We start from the raw sequence: 15,999 nt of genomic DNA, 5'->3' as shown, positions 1-15,999 counted from the left end.
AGGAGTGGGCCTACACGACGGGCGAATCGTCATCGTCACCGGCGCGGCCGGCGGCATCGGCCGTGAGCATGCGCTCGAGTTCGCGCGGCAGGGCGCCAAGGTCGTCGTGAACGACCTCGGGCCCGCGGGTGATGTGGTCGATGAGATCAAGGAGGCAGGAGGAGAGGCCGTCGCCAACGGCGACGACGTGTCCGATTGGGACGGTGCCGGGCGCCTCATCCAGACCGCCCTAGAGACCTTCGGAGACCTGCACGTTCTGGTCAACAACGCCGGAATTCTGCGCGACAAGATGTTCGTGAACATGGACATCGACATGTGGGACGCGGTGATCAAAGTGCATTTGCGCGGAACCTTCGCCCCCACCAAGCACGCGGTGGCGTACTGGCGCGAGCGGGACAAGGGGGGTCACCCCGTCGACAACCCGCGGATCATCAACACCTCGTCGCCCTCCGGTCTGTACGGCAACGTCGGCCAGTCGAACTACGGTGCGGCCAAAGCGGCCATCGCCTCGTTCACCGTCATCCTCTCGGATGAATTGGCGCGCTTGGGCATCACGGTAAATGCCATCGCGCCGAGTGCTCTTACCCAGATGACCGCCGGCCTGGACGCCTACGTCGCCGCGATGACAGAGATCAAGGAGCGCACCGGGTTCGACGCCGGATCGCCGGCCAACATCTCTCCGATCGTGGTCTGGCTGGCCTCAAAAGAAGCGGCCGGCGTCACCGGCCGGGTGTTCAACGTCAAAGGCGGGTCCATTTCGGTGGCCGAAGGCTGGGTCGCCGGCCCCGGTGTCAGCCGCGACGCCCGCTGGGACCCGGCCGAATTGGGGGAGGTCATCCCGGGGCTGCTCGCCCAGGCACGCCCGAACTCGGACGGGTCGGGCAAACCGCGTGAGTGAGACGGTCGACGGCGTTCGCGTCGAGCGCGAGGACCGGATCGCCACGGTGTGGCTGGACCGGCCCGACCGCGGCAACGCGTTCACCTCGGCGATGCAGGACCGGTTGCACCTCGCGCTGGATAGCCTCGACCGCGACGAGGACATCCGGGCCATCGTCGTCACCGGTGCCGGCAAGCTCTTCTCCGCTGGGGCCGATATGGAACCCGGCGGGTCCAGCTTCGCGTTCGACGACGAGCAGCATCGTCGCGCCCGCGCGATCGTGGCCGCCAGGCCGCGACCCTGGCGGCTGCGAACGCCGATCATCGGCGCCCTCAACGGATCCGCCGTCGGAATCGGTCTGACGTTCCCGCTGCAGTGGGACATCCGCGTCGTCAACGCCGACGCGAAGTACGGGTTCGTGTTCACCCGCCGCGGGCTGATTCCCGAGCAGAACTCACTGTGGCTGCTGCCCAAGCTCGTCGGCGCGGGCACCGCGTTAGAACTCCTATTGACCGGACGGATCTTCAGCGGAGCGGAAGCGCAGGAACTAGGCGTGGCCAACGAGGCGGTACCCGGAGAACGGGTGCTGGCTCGCGCCAACCAGATTGCACTCGATATCGTCACAAACACGTCGCCTGCCGCGGTCGGAGTCACCAAAGAACTGTTCTACGACATGCTGCAGACCCCCGACCGGGAGTTCGCGTTCTACCGCGAATGGGAGGCGTTCCGATGGATGGGGCGACAGCAGGACTGCTCTGAAGGCGCGCGGTCGTTCCTGGAAAAACGGGCGCCGAACTTCACCTCTGCCAAGCACGCCCCGATTCCTCCGGTCGAGGGTGGATGGGAGAAGTCACATGACTGAGACCGTGCTCTACGACGTCGACGACGGCGGTGCCGCCGTCGTCACGCTCAACAGACCCGAACGACGCAACATGTGGACCGCGCAGATGGAGACCGAGTTTTACGCGGCGCTCGACCGGGCCGCCGCCGACGACCGCGTCCGCGCAGTGGTCGTGACCGGTGCCGGCGACTCCTTCGTACCCGGGCTAGATCCCGCGGTGCTGGCCGACATCTCCGGCGGCGCTCAGTACACCTCGGATCGGCGTCCGCAGACGTACGCCACCACGATCCCCAAGCCGATCGTGGGAGCGATCAACGGCGCGTGCGCGGGCATCGGATTGGCGCAGGCGCTCAACTTCGACTACCGCTTCGCGGTCGTCGGTGCCAAGTTCAGCACGGCGTTCGCCAAGCGCGGCCTGCCGGCGGAGGACGCGACCGCCTGGATGCTGGTCCGCCTCGCCGGACCCGCGCGCGCCTTCGACCTGCTGGCCTCCGCGCGAGTCTTCCTCGCCGAAGAGGCGTTCGAAATCGGTGTGGTGCAAAAGATTTCGGAACCAGGCGAAGTGCTCGCCGACGCCGTCGCATTCGCCCACCAGCTGGCCTCAACGGTGTCGCCAGTCGCCATGGCCATGATCAAGTCACAGGTGTGGCGGGACTGCGAGTCGACCATGGAGGCGGCTCGCGTACGAGCCCAGTACCTGCTCACGTTGGCCAAGGCGCAGCCCGATTTCGCTGAAGGCGTCGCCAGCCTCGCCGAGAGACGTCCACCGGCCTTCGCGCCGTACCGGCCGCTGAACATTTAGGTGGTGGCGTGGAAATCGACATCGCTCCCGCGCAGAGAGAATTCCGCGACGAAGTGCGAACCTGGCTGTCCGAGCACCTGGTGGGTGAATTCGCCGCCCATCGCGGGGTTGGGAGTCCCACCGACGACACCGCCTGGGAGGTCCGGGTGGCCTGGGAGCGCGAGCTGTCGGATGGCGGCTGGCTCGGCCTCACGTGGCCGGCCGAATACGGGGGCCGGGGCCTCGGGCTGGCCGAGGAGATCGTGTTCGAGTACGAGTACGCGCGCGCGGCGGCACCCGCACGGGTGAACACGCAGGCCTTCGAATTGCTCGGACCCACGCTGTTGGCGTTCGGCACCGGCGAGCAGAAGGCCAGGTTCCTCCCGCGCATTCTCGCGGTGGAGGAGATGTGGGGGCAGGGTTTCAGCGAACCCGGCGCCGGATCGGACCTGGCCGCCGTCCGCACCAAGGCCGTCGCCGACGGCGAAGGATGGCGCATCGACGGGCAGAAGATCTGGACGACTTTCGGTCAGCATGCCGACTGGCTCTATGTGCTGTGCCGGACCAACCCCGATGCCTCATTGCGGCACAAGGGATTGAGCCTGCTCTTGGTGGATGTCGACCAGCCCGGCGTCGACGTGCGGCCCATCGAAAACCTGGCCGGATCAAGCGAGTTCAGCGAGTGCTTCTTCAGCGACGCGCGTGCCGGCGCCGACATGGTGGTCGGCGGCGTGGACAACGGTTGGCAGGTCGTGATGACCACGCTGGGAATGGAACGCGGAAGTGCGCTCATGCCAATGCAGCTGGCCATGCAGCGTGAAGTCGATGACCTCATTGCCGAGGCCAAACGCTCCGGTGCAGCGGATGACCCGTGGCTGCGCCGACGCCTGGTCGACGCCTACATCGGTGTGAGCGTCATGCGGTCGGCGAACCTGCGGGTGGTGGCGGACCTCCTCGACGACACCGCGCTGGAACCCGGTTGTGCGACCGCCGCTACCGCTGCCGGCGCGAAATTATTCGCGTCCGTGCACCACCAGCGCATGGGCGAACTCGCCATGGACGTCCACGGATCGCGGGCGGTCTACGCCGACACCGGGCACTCAGCGGCGCAGGCGCGCAAGCTGTTCCTCCTGTCGCGTGCCGAAACGATCTACGGCGGAACCTCGGAGATCCAACGCAACATCCTCGCGGAGCGCCTGCTCGGGCTGCCTCGCATCTGAACCCACAACGATTGGCAGGCTGACCCATGGCGTTGATCACCACCCCCGAGCAAGAAGAGCTGCGCGGCGTCATTCGCGAGTTTCTGAAGCGATACTCATCGGAAGCCCAGCTGCGCAAGCAGGTCGACAGCGATCCGGGATACGACCCCGCAGCGTGGCGGACGGCAGCTGAGCAAATCGGCATGCAGGCGCTGGCGATACCGGAGGAACTGGGCGGCGCCGGTTTCGGATTCGACGAACTCGTGGTCGTCCTCGAAGAGACCGGCCGCGCGTTGTTCACCGGCCCGCTGCTGCCGAGCGTCGTCCTGGCGTCCACGCTGCTTTTGCGTTCGGGTGACGATGAGGCATGCCGGCGTTACCTGCCCGGAATCGCCGATGGCTCAACGATCGCCACCGTCGCCGTCGCCGAAGACGCTGAGCTGTGGCGTCAATCGGACATCACGGTCTCGGCCACCGCAGAAGGTGCGGACTGGGTGCTCGAGGGGATCAAACCGTTCGTGCTCAGCGGTGCGGAGGCGGCCCTCATCCTGGTGGCCGCCCGTACTCCGCGGGGAGTGTCCGTGTTCGCCGTCGACGCCGCCACGACCGGGTTGACGATCAAGCAGCAGCCGGTGATGGACCTGACACGACGGCTGGCGTCCTTGACCTTCGACCGTTGTCCCGCAGTGCTCGTGGGCGGGGACGGGGCGGGATGGGCAGCGCTCGAGGCAACGTTCGACAGCGCGATAGTGGCCTTGGCTTGCGAGCAGGTCGGGGGCGCCGCCGCAGTGCTCGACGCCACCGTGGCCTATCTGAAGGTGCGTGAGCAGTTCGGCCGGCCGATCGGTTCGTTCCAAGCGATCAAGCACCGCTGCGCGGACATGCTGGTGGAACTCGAGTCGGCCAGATCGGCTGCCGCCTATGCCGGCACGGCGGTGGCCGCTGGCGCGGAAGACGCCGCAGTCGCCGCTTCGATCGCAAAAGTCTATTGCTCGCAGGCGTTCTATCACATTGCGGCGGAGAGCATTCAGATGCACGGCGGTATCGGGTTCACCTGGGAACATCCCGCCCACCTGTACTTCAAGCGGGCCAAGTCCTCCGAAGTGCTCTTCGGTAGTCCGTCGGCGCACCGGGAACGGATCTCGCGACTCATCGGCATGAACTGAGCCGGGGCGGGTCTGGAGTGACCGATCCACTAGCGGCATCGGTGGACACCGACGGTGTCCTGTCGGGAATGCGCGTGCTCGATTTCGGCAAGCACGTGGCCGGCCCCTGGTGCGGCGCGCTGCTGGCCGACCTCGGAGCCGAGGTCATCCGCGTGGAACGACCGGGTGGTGGCGACGACCGGTATATCGCGCCGGTCGCCGAAGACGGCTCGGGGGCAATGTATCTGGTCTGTAATCGAGGCAAACGTGCGATCACGCTCGCGGCACATCGGCCCGAGGCGGCCGAGATCATCGACGCCCTGGTGGGCAGCGCCGACGTCGTGATAGCCAATCTGCCCCGGGAGACGAGGCGCCGGATGGGGCTGGATTGGCAGGCCCTGCAATCGCGCAACCCGGGGATCGTCCTGGTCACCGCGACGGCGTTCGGTGACGACGGCCCGTACTCGGAGCGGATCGGATTCGACGGCACCATCCAGGCGATGAGCGGTGCGATCGCCCTATCAGGCGAGCCGGGTGCGCCGACGCGGTGCTGGGTGCCCTACATCGACTTCTCGACCGGCAATCTGCTCGCCACGGGAGTGCTCGCGGCGCTGCTTGCGCGGGCACGGACGGGACGTGGGCAGGTGGTCGACGGATCGCTGCTGAAGACCGGTCTTTTGATGGGCAATCGCGAGACCGTGGAAGCCCAGGTCCTTGGGGTCCGGCGCCAGCCAACGGGCAACAGAGGCCAGACGTCGGGACCGTTCGACGTGTACGCGACCGGCGATGGATTCGTGATGGCGTCGGTGGTCGGCGACCGGCAGTTCGAGCGCTGGTGCTCACTGGTCGGACGGGATGATCTGTATCTGCAGGACCGGTTCGCCACCGACACCCTTCGCGGGGAGAACGGATACGAACTGTCTGCCGTGTTCGCGCGGTGGTGTGCCGGGCGGCCGACGCAGACCGTCATCGGCGAGCTCGCTCGCGCGGGCATCGCGGCGGGCCCCGTGCTGCGGCCCGAGGAGGCGCTCGACGACCCGCAAGTCAAATTCACCGGCCACCTCGTGGACGTTCCATACCCGGGTCTGCCGCGGCCGGCGCCGATCGCGGACTTCCCCGTCTCGTTGTCGGAGACATCCGCCCACATCCGCGGTCCCGCGCCCACACTCGGTGCGGACACCCAGGACATCCTCTCCGACCTCGGCTTTTCGGCCGAGCGCATCGCTCACTGGCGCAGTTCGGGCGTCATCTGACGATCGCCGCGCGCAAGTCGCCCCTCGCTGTGATCGCGCAGGATAGAGTCGTCGGATTAGAATCAATGCAATGATTCCAACAGATGGACTCATTTCTACCGGCTAGGCGGTGCAGGTGTCTGGGGCGTTGAGCAATGGTGTGACGACATGACGAAATCCACGATCGTCAAGATTCCAAAAGCCAGCGAACTCGTGGCAGCAACACTTCGTCGCCAGATCGTGACCGGCGAACTCAAGCCGGGCGAACTCCTCCCGAACGAAGCCGTCCTGATGCAGAAATTCGGTGTGTCCCGGCCGACGCTGCGTGAGGCTTTCCGGATCCTGGAGTCCGAGGCGATCATCACGGTGCTGCGTGGCGCCCGCGGTGGGGGGCGCGTGCTGGCACCCGACGGGGCGGTCGCGGCCCGTTACATGGGAATCCTGATGCAATACCAAGGCACCACGCTGACCGACGTGTACCAGGCGCGCACCGAGATCGAGGTGTCCGCGGTAGGCATGTTGGGCGGCTCCAAGCGCAAGCCCGCCGTTCGGACGCTCGGCGAGTTGGCAACCGAGGCCGAGGAACTGGTCAATGACGACGATGGTTTCGCAGCGCACGATCTGAAGATTCACTCCGCCGTTGTGGAGTTGACCGGTAACACAACGCTGGCAGAGCTGAGCAAGATGCTGTTCCACATCATTGATGCTCACAACGCGCTCTACATCGCCTCGCACCCGCGTGGATTCAGCAGCACCGTGAACAAACAGGCTCAGCGCGCCTATGTCCGCCTTGTCAAGCTGCTCTCCGACGGCGATATAGAAGGCGCCCAACGGCATTGGCGACGCCACCTCGAAGCGGCTGAAGCGTACATGGTTGGCGAAGCCAACTCCACTCTGATCGAAGTGCTGTCATAACACACCACGGGCCGGCCAATCGCTCTCCGCGCAGGTGACGTCTCCTACCTCGCGACGTTGACGCCGCCCGGATAGCCTCCGCCCCCGTAAGCGGCGTCCAGCGCGTCGTAATCCGTCACCCCGTTCACGGTCGGGATCACCTCGGCAAACTCGACGAACTTCGGCTTCTTGTACGACGCGATGCGTTCGCGGCAGTGTTCGATGATCTCCGCGGCGGTGAGCGTCCGCCCCTCCTCGAGGACCACGATCGCCTTGACCGATTGCGTGAACTTCGGGTCGGGCACCCCGATGATCGCGGCCTGCTTAACGGCCGGGTGCGCGGTCAGGCACGTCTCGACCTCGGGCGGATAGATATTCTCGGCCGCCGACTTGATCATGCGCGTCAGTGTGCCCATGAACTCGATGGTGCCGTCAGCCTCACGACGTCCTCGATCGCGAGTGTGCCACCAGCCGTTGCGCATTCGCGCCGCGTTGGTCGCCGGCCGGTTCCAGTACCCTAGGTGAACAATGTCGCCGCGGATCGCAATCTCCCCGGGTGTGCCATCGGGCACCTCGTTGCCCTGGGGGTCGACGATCCGCACCTGACACAGCGGGGAAGGTCGGCCGGAATTTCCGATACCGGACGTCCCCCACGCGTTGAGCAGGGCCAGTCCGGAGACTTCCGTCTGACCGAACCCGCCGGTGTGCTGTGCCCACAGGCGGTCGTCCGGGGGCAACGCGTTGCCCCAGAGCGGAGCGAATGGACCGGGGCGCAGCGAGCTGATGTCGTGTCCGGCGTCCTTGTTGAGTTCCAACATCTTCATGATCGTCGGCGGCATCAGAAACGCCGACGTCACCTTCTCCGCCTCGATGAGCCTGAGCAACTCCGCTTCGTCGATGCGGCGGACATAGACGTTCGTGCCTCCCATGACGAACGTCGGGAGCGAGTCGAACTGGAAGTTGCCGACGTGGAACAGAGGCCCGGAGTTCACGAACACGCTCTCGTGGTCGGTCTCGGTGACCCTGCCCGTGAGAGTCGCCATCGTCGTCAGATTGCGTTGAGACAGCATCGATCCGGCCGGTCGGTCCACGATGGCGGCGGTGTAGATGACCAGAAGGGCGTCGTGCGGGTCGGCATCGGACTCGACCGCATCCGTGGCGAACTCGGCGACACGGCGGTCATAGGCGTCGGGATCGTCGGAGTCGTGTCGGATCCACACCGCCGACCCACCGGCGAGCGTGCGTGCCTCGGCGACCTGAGGCCCGATCTCCTCCCCCTGCCAAACGATGACCTTCGGGTCGAAGTCGTCGATGACGAAGGCGAGTTCCTGGCCGGACTGCCGCCAGTTCGCCGGACAGATCATGCCCCCGAGGCGGGCGCACGCGATCATCAGCTCGAGAAATCTCGACGAGCCCTGCGCCAGCCACAGCACCCGGTCGCCCCGTCCGACGCCGTGGTGCGCGAGCAGCCGCGCAACCTGATTCACGCGATCGTCGAACTGAGGCCAGGTGTAGCGAACCGGCCCGTCGATTACCGCCAGACGATCCGGATACCGCCGCCGGTGCTCACTGCATATGTCGGACAAAGTGAGGTCGGGCATTGCACTCCTGATTCGCTCGCGTGTCGACCGAGACGCGATGCCGGAGGGAGACGACGCTCAGATCCGGCCACCGCCTAAACCACATTACACTGTAAGGTGATGGCCATCACCACCGTGTCGCGCTAGAAACGAGTGTCACGGGCTCCTCGTCGGCCTGGCCGGGTGAGGTTACGATCTGAGCGGACGTCACTGGAGGATCGGAGCCTGCGATAGCCGACAACAGCCGGTCAAGCGCTGCAGCGCGACGGCCCGCAGCTCGCAACAAGCCTCCGGCGCTCACCGAAGAGCAGATCGTCGAGGCCGCACTCGCGATCATTCGCGCCGAAGGGTTGGACGCGCTGTCGATGCGGCGGCTGTCGCGTCAGCTGAAGCGGTCGGCGATGGCCGCCTACTGGTACGTATCGGACAAGCAGGAACTGCTGGATCTCGTGGCCGGCAAGCTGCTCTCGCGCGTCGAGGTGCCTGACTCCGATTCCGGCCCGTGGGACCAGCGGCTGCGTGCGGTCATCGACGGGATCGACGCGCAGCTGCACAGCCACCCGGGTATTGCGGCCATCTTGTTGGAGCGGATGCGCAGCACCGACCGACGGCTGATGAACGGCATCATGCAGATCCTCATGAGCGCAGGCTTCGAAGGACCCGAGGTTTTCCTGTCGTACGCGATGATCCACACCTACCTGTTCGGGCGCTATCAGGTCATCGAGTTTGAGGACGATCTCGATCCGCCCGGCTTGGAGGACACCATCGTCGAGTTGCGACCTCATCTGGCCGGGCTGCACGGCCGGGACTATTTCTCCTACGGGGTCGACACCATCATCGAGGGCCTGCGAACACGCCTGGCCGCACCGCGCGGCACGGCTCCCGGGCGCAGACCGAGAGCTGCGCGCGCCAAGAAGTGAATCCGGCCGCTGACCCGCCGCCCTGGCTTGCCAGCCTGACTGTACAGTGTACTGTCGGTTGACAGGGCCCGTGGTCGAAGGGATGTAAATGAGCGACACCACATGGGAATCCGATTTGGGATCGTGGGTCGGCGCCGACTTCCAGGCCATGCCGCGCAGCGACGGCGGCGTCGCTCTCTGCGGGGCATGCATGCGGACCGGCCGGTGCCGGCTCGGTGTCACGCAAGAGGAGCTGCGTGACGACGACGTCCTGACGTCGAACCTCGCGTGTCCGCGCGATCACGAAGGTGGGCCGAACGTGGCCCATGGCGGATGGACTGCGTCCGTGATGGATGAGATCTTGGGGCACGTCCCAATCGCTCACAACCAGCTGAGTGTCACCGCGACGCTCACGGTGAACTTCAAGAAGCCGGTGCCCATCGAGCGCCCGCTGCAAGCGCGAGCGTGGATCGACAAGATCGACGGTCAGAAGTGGTTCATCTCAGGCGAATTGGTGCTGTTGCCGAGCGAGGCCGTGCTCGCGACGGCTACGGGCATCTGGATTGCCCGAGATATTGGCCACTTCGCCCGCCACCGCGCCTGGCTCGCTGAGCAGGACGCGGCGGCGGAGGGGTCGACCTGACCATGAGCAAGCGATTGGCGGGCAAGCTGGCGTTAGTGACGGGGGCCGGGCAAGGGGTGGGTCGCGGCATCGCCATTGCACTCGCGAAGGAGGGCGCATCGGTGGCTGTTGTCGGTCGCACACTCGAAAAATGTCAGGCCGTAGCCGACGAGATCCAGGCATTGGGCGCCAAGGCGATCGCCCTGCAGTGCGATGTCGGCGAGCGCAGTCACGTCGAGTCGGCGATCTCAGCCACCGTCGCGGGACTCGGAGGGTTGGACATACTTGTCAACAATGCTCAGTCCGCCGTGCAGCGTCCGCTGCTCGACATCACCGATGATGATGTCGAAACCTGCATCCGCAGCGGTGCATTGGCGACGTTCTTCGCCATGCAGCTGGCCCATCCGCACTTGGTGGCCAGGGGAGGCGGCTCGATTGTGAATCTCGGATCGCAGACCGCTATTCGCGGCAACAGCACCTTCGGCGCCTATGCTATGGCGAAGGAAGCGATCCGCGGTCTGTCCCGTGTTGCGGCGCGGGAGTGGGGTCCCGACGGGATACGTGTGAACGTGGTGGTTCCGTCCGCAACCTCGCCTGCCGCCGAAGCGTTCCGGGAGGCGAACCCAGAACGCTTCCAGCGTCAGCTGAGTCAGATCCCGTTGCGCCGCATGGGTGATCCCGAGACCGACATCGGCCGAGCCGTCGCGGCGCTGGTGTCCGAGGACATGTCCTACGTGACCGGCGAGACGATCATGTTGACCGGAGGCGGCGACTGATTCTCCGGCAGGACGTCCGCGGAATTAGATGCCCAGTCGCTCGAGCAGTCGCTCGTGCGACAGCGCGGGTCCACCGAAGAGCAGGCTTCCGGAGAGTCCACGCAGAACAAGGGGAGTCGCCCGCGCGTCGTCGTCGCACAGCTCGGCGACGGCCGTCGCCACGTGCACCGCGGCGGCGGAACACCCGATGTGGGCCGTCGCAGCGGCCTCGGGCGACGGATCGAGCAATGCGCGTTGCCACACGGCGTGGGCCCCCGCGTGCGCCAGTACGACTTCGGCGAAGCGATGGTCGTCGCGGTCGGCGGTGTTGCGTAACACCGTGATGGCCGCTTCGATGAGGCCGACCTGTTCGGCCGCCAGTGCCGTCGTCGCGCGGTCGACGAGCGTCGACATCAGCTTGCCGCCGCTGCCCTCCACGCCCAGCAGCGTCGCGGGCGTGTCATGGAATGTGACCTCGAACAGCGGCCGCGTCGCATCGATGACGTCATGTGCACAGATCTGCAGTCCGGTGCTTCCGGCGTCGACCGCGAACAACGACGGACCCGCCGTCGACCGTGCGATGACGAAGATGACGTCGGCGGCATCGGCGCCGGACACGTAGTGCTTCCGGCCACTGATCGACCATTCGCCGTCAGTCACCGCCGCGCGGGTTGTGACCAGCGCGGGATCCCAAGAGCCCGTCTCCTCGGCTGCCGCGAGCGTCGCGATCAGCTCGTCGGCTTGAATTCGGTCCGCGTATCGGGATGCGGCGCCGCAGCGTTGCACTGCCGATACAGCCTGCCATGCAAGGGCTTTGCTCGCGAAGAAGGTCGATTTCGACAGACTGTGACCGTAGGCGCGCATGGCGGTGCCCAGCCCGGCGGTGCCCTCTTTCGACACCAGGCCAGACCAGGTGGATTCGACCGCGTAGTCGATGCCCTCGGCGTGGGCGCGGAAGTAGTCGTCGGCCGTGGCGCGGACGGCTCTGCGCGCGGCATACGCCTGCTTGCCGAAATGGACGGGGTCGATCGCGAGGTCCAGGAACTTCGAGCGCAGGGGATTACCGGTGTCGGCGACGAGCTTGGGGCCGAGCACGGTGGCGACGAAGCCCGAAGCAACCACTCTGGCCTGCGCATGCAGGGCCGTGGCAATCGACTTGTCGATGCCGTCGTGTGCGCCGACGAGGTTGGCTGCGTCCACTCGGACCAGCAGATCGCTCAGGTCCCGCCGCAACGCGCGATCGTCCCAGGTCCACGTCGACCGCATCAACGTCGATAGCACGTCCGGGGTCAGCAGCGCATCGACGTTGAGTGCATCGGAGACGCGATTGTCGATCGGCATTGGGCGGAAGACCTTTCCGTCGTGGTTGCGAACAGTCTGATCGTTGAGCGCATCCAACATTACAGTGTATAGTCAAACTCAACCACAGGGCCCCCGGGCTCCTTCACTGCGGAATGGCCTGCACCAGCGAATAAGGAGTGATCAGCTTGACTCAGACAGTCGCCTCCCCCGTGGATCCGACCATCGAGAGGGAAAAGATTTGGGCGCATTCCGGTGACTCGCACGTGATGGAGCCCCAAGACCTCTGGACGTCGCGCCTGCCGAAGCACCTGGCCGATCGCGCGCCGCGGTCCGAGCGTGGTGAAAAGTACGAGATCACCTATGTTGACGGTAAGCGGCTCGACCGACAGCTCAATGACTTCATGGACGCGATGCGTCCGCCCGGCTTCCGCGATCTTGACATCCGACTGCAGGATCTGGAGCAGGAAGGTGTCCGCTGCCAGCTCGCTTTTCCGTCGTCCGGCTTCTGGTCGGCCAATATCGACGATCCCGAGCTCAGCAGGGCGGTCGCCCACGCCTGGAACGAGTGGGCCAAGGACGAGTTCATGGCCCGACAGAACCGCATCTTCACGCCCGCCATCGTCCCGCTGGTCGACGTCGACGACGCGGTGAAAGAACTCGAGTGGGCCCGCGAGAACGGTTTCCAGTCGATATTCCTGCCCTGCATGATGCCGGCGGACAGGGAATGGGGACTCGAACGCTGGAATCCGTTGTGGGAGGCCGCTGCCGCGAACAACGTTGTACTGGCCTATCACATCGGCACAGGCGGGGCGACCGTCGTGTACCGGGGCCCCGGCGGTGCCGTGGTCAACTACATGGAGACCACCTACCCCGGCATGCGGGTAGTCTCGCACCTGGTGGCCAGCGGCGCGTTGGATCGGCATCCAGAGCTGAAAGTCCTTGTCGCCGAGGGCGGTGCCGGCTGGGTGCCGGCGATCGGCGACCGGATGGATGAGGCGTACCGGCAGCACGGCATGTTCGTGCGGCCGCGCCTGGATCGCCTGCCGAGCGAAATCGTCCGGTCGCAGGTGTACACGTCGTTCCAGCACGACATCAGCGCCGTCCAAGTCATCAAGGACACCAACTACTGGAACGTGACGTGGGGCGACGACTACCCGCACCTCGAGGGCACCTACGGCCACACTCAAGAGACGCTGCACCAGATCTTCGACTCCGTGGACCCAAAGATCCGCGACCGTGTCCTGCGCGGCACGTTCGAGGAGCTGTTCGACGTGCCGGATGTCAGTGAGTTGAGCCTGAGGCAGAGCTGATCACTCGCGTGATACCGATCAGCGACGAGGAACTGGTCAAACGCTTTCCCGGCCAACCGATTACGCAAGACAACGCCGAGCACTATCGCGGTCGCTTGGATCACCGACTACTGCTGGGCAGATGCCGCACCTGTGGTCGCTGGCAGTCCCCACCGAAGCCGGTGTGCCCGGATTGCTGGTCGTTCGACGTCGAGTCGGCGCCGGTTTCCGGACGCGGCACCATCTACATGGCGATCTTCCTGCGCCAAGGCCCGCCGGCCCCCGGTGTCGACTACTCGACGCCGTACCCGGTCGTAACCGTAGAACTGGACGAGCAGCCGGGGTTGCGATTCACCGCGACCGTGATCGGGGCAGACGGTGACACCATTCGCATCGGCAGGCGGGTGCGGCTGGGTTGGATCGAACGTGCCGGCATGCCGGTTCCGGTCTTCGAATTGAGCGAGGCCGCCTCGTGAGAAACGCCCTGAAGGACAACGTGGCGATTGCGGGTGCGGCAACCACCGGCTTCGTCGCGAAGAACTCCGGACGCACGCAGACCTCGCTGGCCGCGGAGGCCGCGATCGCCGTGATCCGCCAGTGCGGTTTGGGTAAGGACGACATCGACGGACTTTGTGGAAGCTGGCCCGCGGCACATGAACTGCAATCGGCGCTCGGCTTGCCGCGGCTGACGTGGTTCGGGAACCCCATGATCCCGATGGTGGATCACGTTGCGACGGCGGCGGCCGCGGTTCACGCCGGTTTGTGCGAGACGGTGCTGGTGTATCACGCGGCCTATCGCGCCGTATGGAACACTGGTGGAGCGCTCAAGGATCCGTTTCGGCGAATCGCCACGCCCGGACTCACGGATCCGCAGCCTGGACCCGATACGGTCGCCGCATCCGCCGGATACACGGCGTGGGCATCGCGATACATGTACGAATTCGGCACGGGGCGCCAAGATTTCGGCATAGTAGCGCTCAACGCGCGAGCAAATGCCGCGCGTAACCCGGCCGCGGCGATGCGTGCACCGATGTCTATGGATGACTACCTCGGTGCCCGAATGATCCGCGACCCGTTGTGCCTGTACGACATGGATGTCGCCGTGGACGGTGCCGACGCTTTCATCGTGACCACCACGGAGCGTGCTCGTGACCTACCGTTGCCGCCGGTCCTCATCAATGCGGCGGTGCTGGGCCAAGTGTCGCCGAACGAGGAGGACCAAACCGCCAGCCTACGGGCGAACGGTCAGCAGGTGGTCATCGAGACCCTGAAGGCCAAGGGCGACTTCTGGATCGACGGCGTCGATGTCTACTTCCCGTACGACGGATTCACACCGATTGCGCTGAACTGGATCGAGAACGCGGGGTGGTGCGGCCCTGGTGAGGGAGGCGCATTCCTGCATCAGCACTGGGTCCCGGACGAAGGCCGGGTTCTCATCAACGGGCGGATTCCGGTCAACCCGCACGGTGGTTCGCTTTCCGAGGGCGCCACCCAGGGCTCGGGCCACATCCGTGAAGCCGTCCATCAACTTCAGGGTCGGGCGGGGGAGCGCCAGGTCGACGGCGCCAAGCGTGCGCTGATCACCGTCGGCGGGTTCTTCTTCAATGCTCAGGGAATCATGCTGCACACCGGCTGACCACGAAAATGGCCCGCCGACATCGGAATCGGCGGGCCACCATCATTGGCTCTTCAGCGGTCGATGCGCTCGCGCACGTCGTCGGGGATCGCCCCCGACGTGATGTCGCCGGACTCCCCGGTATCGGTCGGGAAGATGATCGACGTGCGGGCGAATTGTCCGCCATCGGCCGAGTACAAAGTCTGTCCCGACATGTACTCGGACTCGTCCGATGCGAGGAACAGCGCCACGTTCGCATTGTCGCGCAGCGTCGGTGGACGGTTGAGGCGAAGCGGCATCGCACGTTTGTCCGGATCCCAGGGCGACATCTCCTCGTAGGACTTCCCGAGCACCTCGGCATTCGGGGGCAACGCGAAGTTCACGGACATGCCGTGCGTCGGAGCGAACCCGATAGCCCGAATGCCGAATTTGCCGAACTCAAAGGCGGCGGCGCGGACCAGTCCGTTCGCGGCTGCCTTCGACGCCGTGTACATCGGGAAACCCGGGTACGCCGTGAACGCTGCGGCCGAGGTGGTCGCCAGCAGGGTGCCGGTGTGGCCGTTGGCGATCATCCACTTCGCCGCGTACTTCCAGGCGAGATAAATGCCCGTCACGTTGACCGCGAAGATGTTGTTCCAGTCATCGACTTCGGACTCGGTGAACGGCGTCATGCCGAATCCGGGTTCCGGGATCCCGGCGTTGCCCCACATCACGTCGAGTCGGCCGAACTGCTCGACCGTTGTCGCGACGAGACGCTCCATGTCCGCCTCGATCCGCACGTCGGCGTCGATCCCAACGGCCTGGCCGCCGGCAGCTATCACCTCCTGCGCCACCTTCTTCGCCCGACCCGGCACCACGTCGCTGGTGACGATCTTGGCGCCCTCGGACGAGAACAGCAGGGCGGCTTCGCGACCCAGGCCCGAACCCGAGCCAGTGATCGCAATTACCTTGTCTTGCAGTCGCATTCT

Annotated in this window: 16 protein-coding genes; 13 read left to right on the top strand and 3 right to left on the bottom strand. The window is 65.7% G+C overall.

Features of this window, described 5'->3' with window-relative positions; translation table 11 throughout:
• Positions 1-4: 4 nt before the first annotated feature.
• The 7 genes from SKC42_RS00265 to SKC42_RS00235 all read left to right on the top strand — a co-directional run bounded on the left by SKC42_RS00265 (position 5) and on the right by SKC42_RS00235 (position 6,990).
• The gene (locus SKC42_RS00265) at positions 5-898 is read left to right on the top strand and encodes an SDR family oxidoreductase (protein ID WP_330962347.1); all 894 of its coding nucleotides are present in this window, start codon (positions 5-7) and stop codon (positions 896-898) included.
• Complete coding sequence (locus SKC42_RS00260; protein ID WP_330962346.1) at positions 891-1,739, top strand: enoyl-CoA hydratase-related protein; 849 nt, start codon at positions 891-893, stop codon at positions 1,737-1,739. Before SKC42_RS00265 ends, SKC42_RS00260 begins: the two co-directional genes overlap by 8 nt.
• Positions 1,732-2,520 (top strand): enoyl-CoA hydratase-related protein, encoded by a 789-nt coding sequence (locus SKC42_RS00255; protein ID WP_330962345.1) that lies wholly within the window; start codon positions 1,732-1,734, stop codon positions 2,518-2,520. Before SKC42_RS00260 ends, SKC42_RS00255 begins: the two co-directional genes overlap by 8 nt.
• 8 nt (positions 2,521-2,528) lie before the next feature.
• Positions 2,529-3,719 (top strand): acyl-CoA dehydrogenase family protein, encoded by a 1,191-nt coding sequence (locus tag SKC42_RS00250; RefSeq protein WP_330962344.1) that lies wholly within the window; start codon positions 2,529-2,531, stop codon positions 3,717-3,719.
• A gap of 26 nt (positions 3,720-3,745) precedes the next feature.
• Entirely contained in the window at positions 3,746-4,864 is a 1,119-nt protein-coding gene (locus SKC42_RS00245) for an acyl-CoA dehydrogenase family protein (RefSeq protein ID WP_330962343.1), read from the top strand.
• Between the two features lie 17 nt (positions 4,865-4,881).
• Positions 4,882-6,096: a CaiB/BaiF CoA transferase family protein gene (locus tag SKC42_RS00240; protein ID WP_330962342.1), complete on the top strand. Its 1,215-nt coding sequence runs from the start codon at positions 4,882-4,884 to the stop codon at positions 6,094-6,096.
• A 147-nt stretch (positions 6,097-6,243) separates the two neighbouring features.
• Positions 6,244-6,990: a FadR/GntR family transcriptional regulator gene (locus SKC42_RS00235; protein WP_330962341.1), complete on the top strand. Its 747-nt coding sequence runs from the start codon at positions 6,244-6,246 to the stop codon at positions 6,988-6,990.
• Between the two features lie 44 nt (positions 6,991-7,034).
• Here SKC42_RS00235 and SKC42_RS00230 read toward each other — a convergent pair whose 3' ends face one another.
• A complete protein-coding gene (locus SKC42_RS00230; protein WP_330962340.1) occupies positions 7,035-8,570 on the bottom strand; it encodes an AMP-binding protein in 1,536 nt (511 codons plus the stop codon).
• A 209-nt stretch (positions 8,571-8,779) separates the two neighbouring features.
• Here SKC42_RS00230 and SKC42_RS00225 point away from each other — a divergent pair, with 209 nt between their 5' ends.
• The 3 genes from SKC42_RS00225 (at position 8,780) to SKC42_RS00215 (ending at position 10,846) form a co-directional block, all read left to right on the top strand.
• The gene (locus SKC42_RS00225) at positions 8,780-9,469 is read left to right on the top strand and encodes a TetR family transcriptional regulator (RefSeq protein WP_330962628.1); all 690 of its coding nucleotides are present in this window, start codon (positions 8,780-8,782) and stop codon (positions 9,467-9,469) included.
• Positions 9,470-9,557: 88 nt separating this feature from the next.
• The gene (locus SKC42_RS00220; RefSeq protein ID WP_330962339.1) at positions 9,558-10,091 is read left to right on the top strand and encodes a PaaI family thioesterase; all 534 of its coding nucleotides are present in this window, start codon (positions 9,558-9,560) and stop codon (positions 10,089-10,091) included.
• Between the two features lie 2 nt (positions 10,092-10,093).
• Positions 10,094-10,846, top strand: a complete 753-nt coding sequence (locus SKC42_RS00215) for an SDR family NAD(P)-dependent oxidoreductase (RefSeq protein ID WP_330962338.1) — start codon at positions 10,094-10,096, stop codon at positions 10,844-10,846.
• Positions 10,847-10,870: 24 nt separating this feature from the next.
• On the opposite strand, the gene SKC42_RS00210 is transcribed toward SKC42_RS00215, so the two are convergent.
• On the bottom strand, positions 10,871-12,166 hold the full coding sequence (locus SKC42_RS00210) for an acyl-CoA dehydrogenase family protein (RefSeq protein ID WP_330962337.1): 1,296 nt from the start codon (positions 12,164-12,166) through the stop codon (positions 10,871-10,873).
• Positions 12,167-12,312: 146 nt separating this feature from the next.
• Between SKC42_RS00210 and SKC42_RS00205 the strand changes: the two genes are divergently transcribed.
• From SKC42_RS00205 to SKC42_RS00195, 3 genes are all read left to right on the top strand, one after another.
• Positions 12,313-13,437, top strand: a complete 1,125-nt coding sequence (locus SKC42_RS00205; protein ID WP_442931913.1) for an amidohydrolase family protein — start codon at positions 12,313-12,315, stop codon at positions 13,435-13,437.
• Positions 13,438-13,532: 95 nt separating this feature from the next.
• A complete protein-coding gene (locus tag SKC42_RS00200; protein WP_330962336.1) occupies positions 13,533-13,892 on the top strand; it encodes a Zn-ribbon domain-containing OB-fold protein in 360 nt (119 codons plus the stop codon).
• On the top strand, positions 13,889-15,052 hold the full coding sequence (locus SKC42_RS00195) for a thiolase C-terminal domain-containing protein (protein WP_330962335.1): 1,164 nt from the start codon (positions 13,889-13,891) through the stop codon (positions 15,050-15,052). The genes SKC42_RS00200 and SKC42_RS00195 overlap by 4 nt, the downstream gene beginning before the upstream one ends.
• A gap of 53 nt (positions 15,053-15,105) precedes the next feature.
• Here SKC42_RS00195 and SKC42_RS00190 read toward each other — a convergent pair whose 3' ends face one another.
• Positions 15,106-15,996, bottom strand: coding sequence for an SDR family NAD(P)-dependent oxidoreductase (locus SKC42_RS00190; RefSeq protein ID WP_330962334.1), 891 nt, complete (start codon positions 15,994-15,996; stop codon positions 15,106-15,108).
• Between the last annotated feature and the right edge of the window lie 3 nt (positions 15,997-15,999).

It is taken from the genome of Mycobacterium sp. 050134 (assembly GCF_036409085.1).
Lineage (GTDB): Bacteria > Actinomycetota > Actinomycetes > Mycobacteriales > Mycobacteriaceae > Mycobacterium.
The sequence above is the reverse complement of the archived record's forward strand: the minus strand, read 5'-3'. Positions and strand labels throughout refer to the sequence as shown.

Coding starts and splice junctions, on each gene's coding strand:
- SKC42_RS00255 (WP_330962345.1), top strand. CDS start 1,732: ATGACTGAGACCGTGCTCTACGACGTCGACGACGGCGGTGCCGCCGTC.
- SKC42_RS00245 (WP_330962343.1), top strand. CDS start 3,746: ATGGCGTTGATCACCACCCCCGAGCAAGAAGAGCTGCGCGGCGTCATT.
- SKC42_RS00235 (WP_330962341.1), top strand. CDS start 6,244: ATGACGAAATCCACGATCGTCAAGATTCCAAAAGCCAGCGAACTCGTG.
- SKC42_RS00230 (WP_330962340.1), bottom strand. CDS start 8,570: ATGCCCGACCTCACTTTGTCCGACATATGCAGTGAGCACCGGCGGCGG.
- SKC42_RS00220 (WP_330962339.1), top strand. CDS start 9,558: ATGAGCGACACCACATGGGAATCCGATTTGGGATCGTGGGTCGGCGCC.
- SKC42_RS00215 (WP_330962338.1), top strand. CDS start 10,094: ATGAGCAAGCGATTGGCGGGCAAGCTGGCGTTAGTGACGGGGGCCGGG.
- SKC42_RS00210 (WP_330962337.1), bottom strand. CDS start 12,166: ATGCCGATCGACAATCGCGTCTCCGATGCACTCAACGTCGATGCGCTG.
- SKC42_RS00190 (WP_330962334.1), bottom strand. CDS start 15,996: ATGCGACTGCAAGACAAGGTAATTGCGATCACTGGCTCGGGTTCGGGC.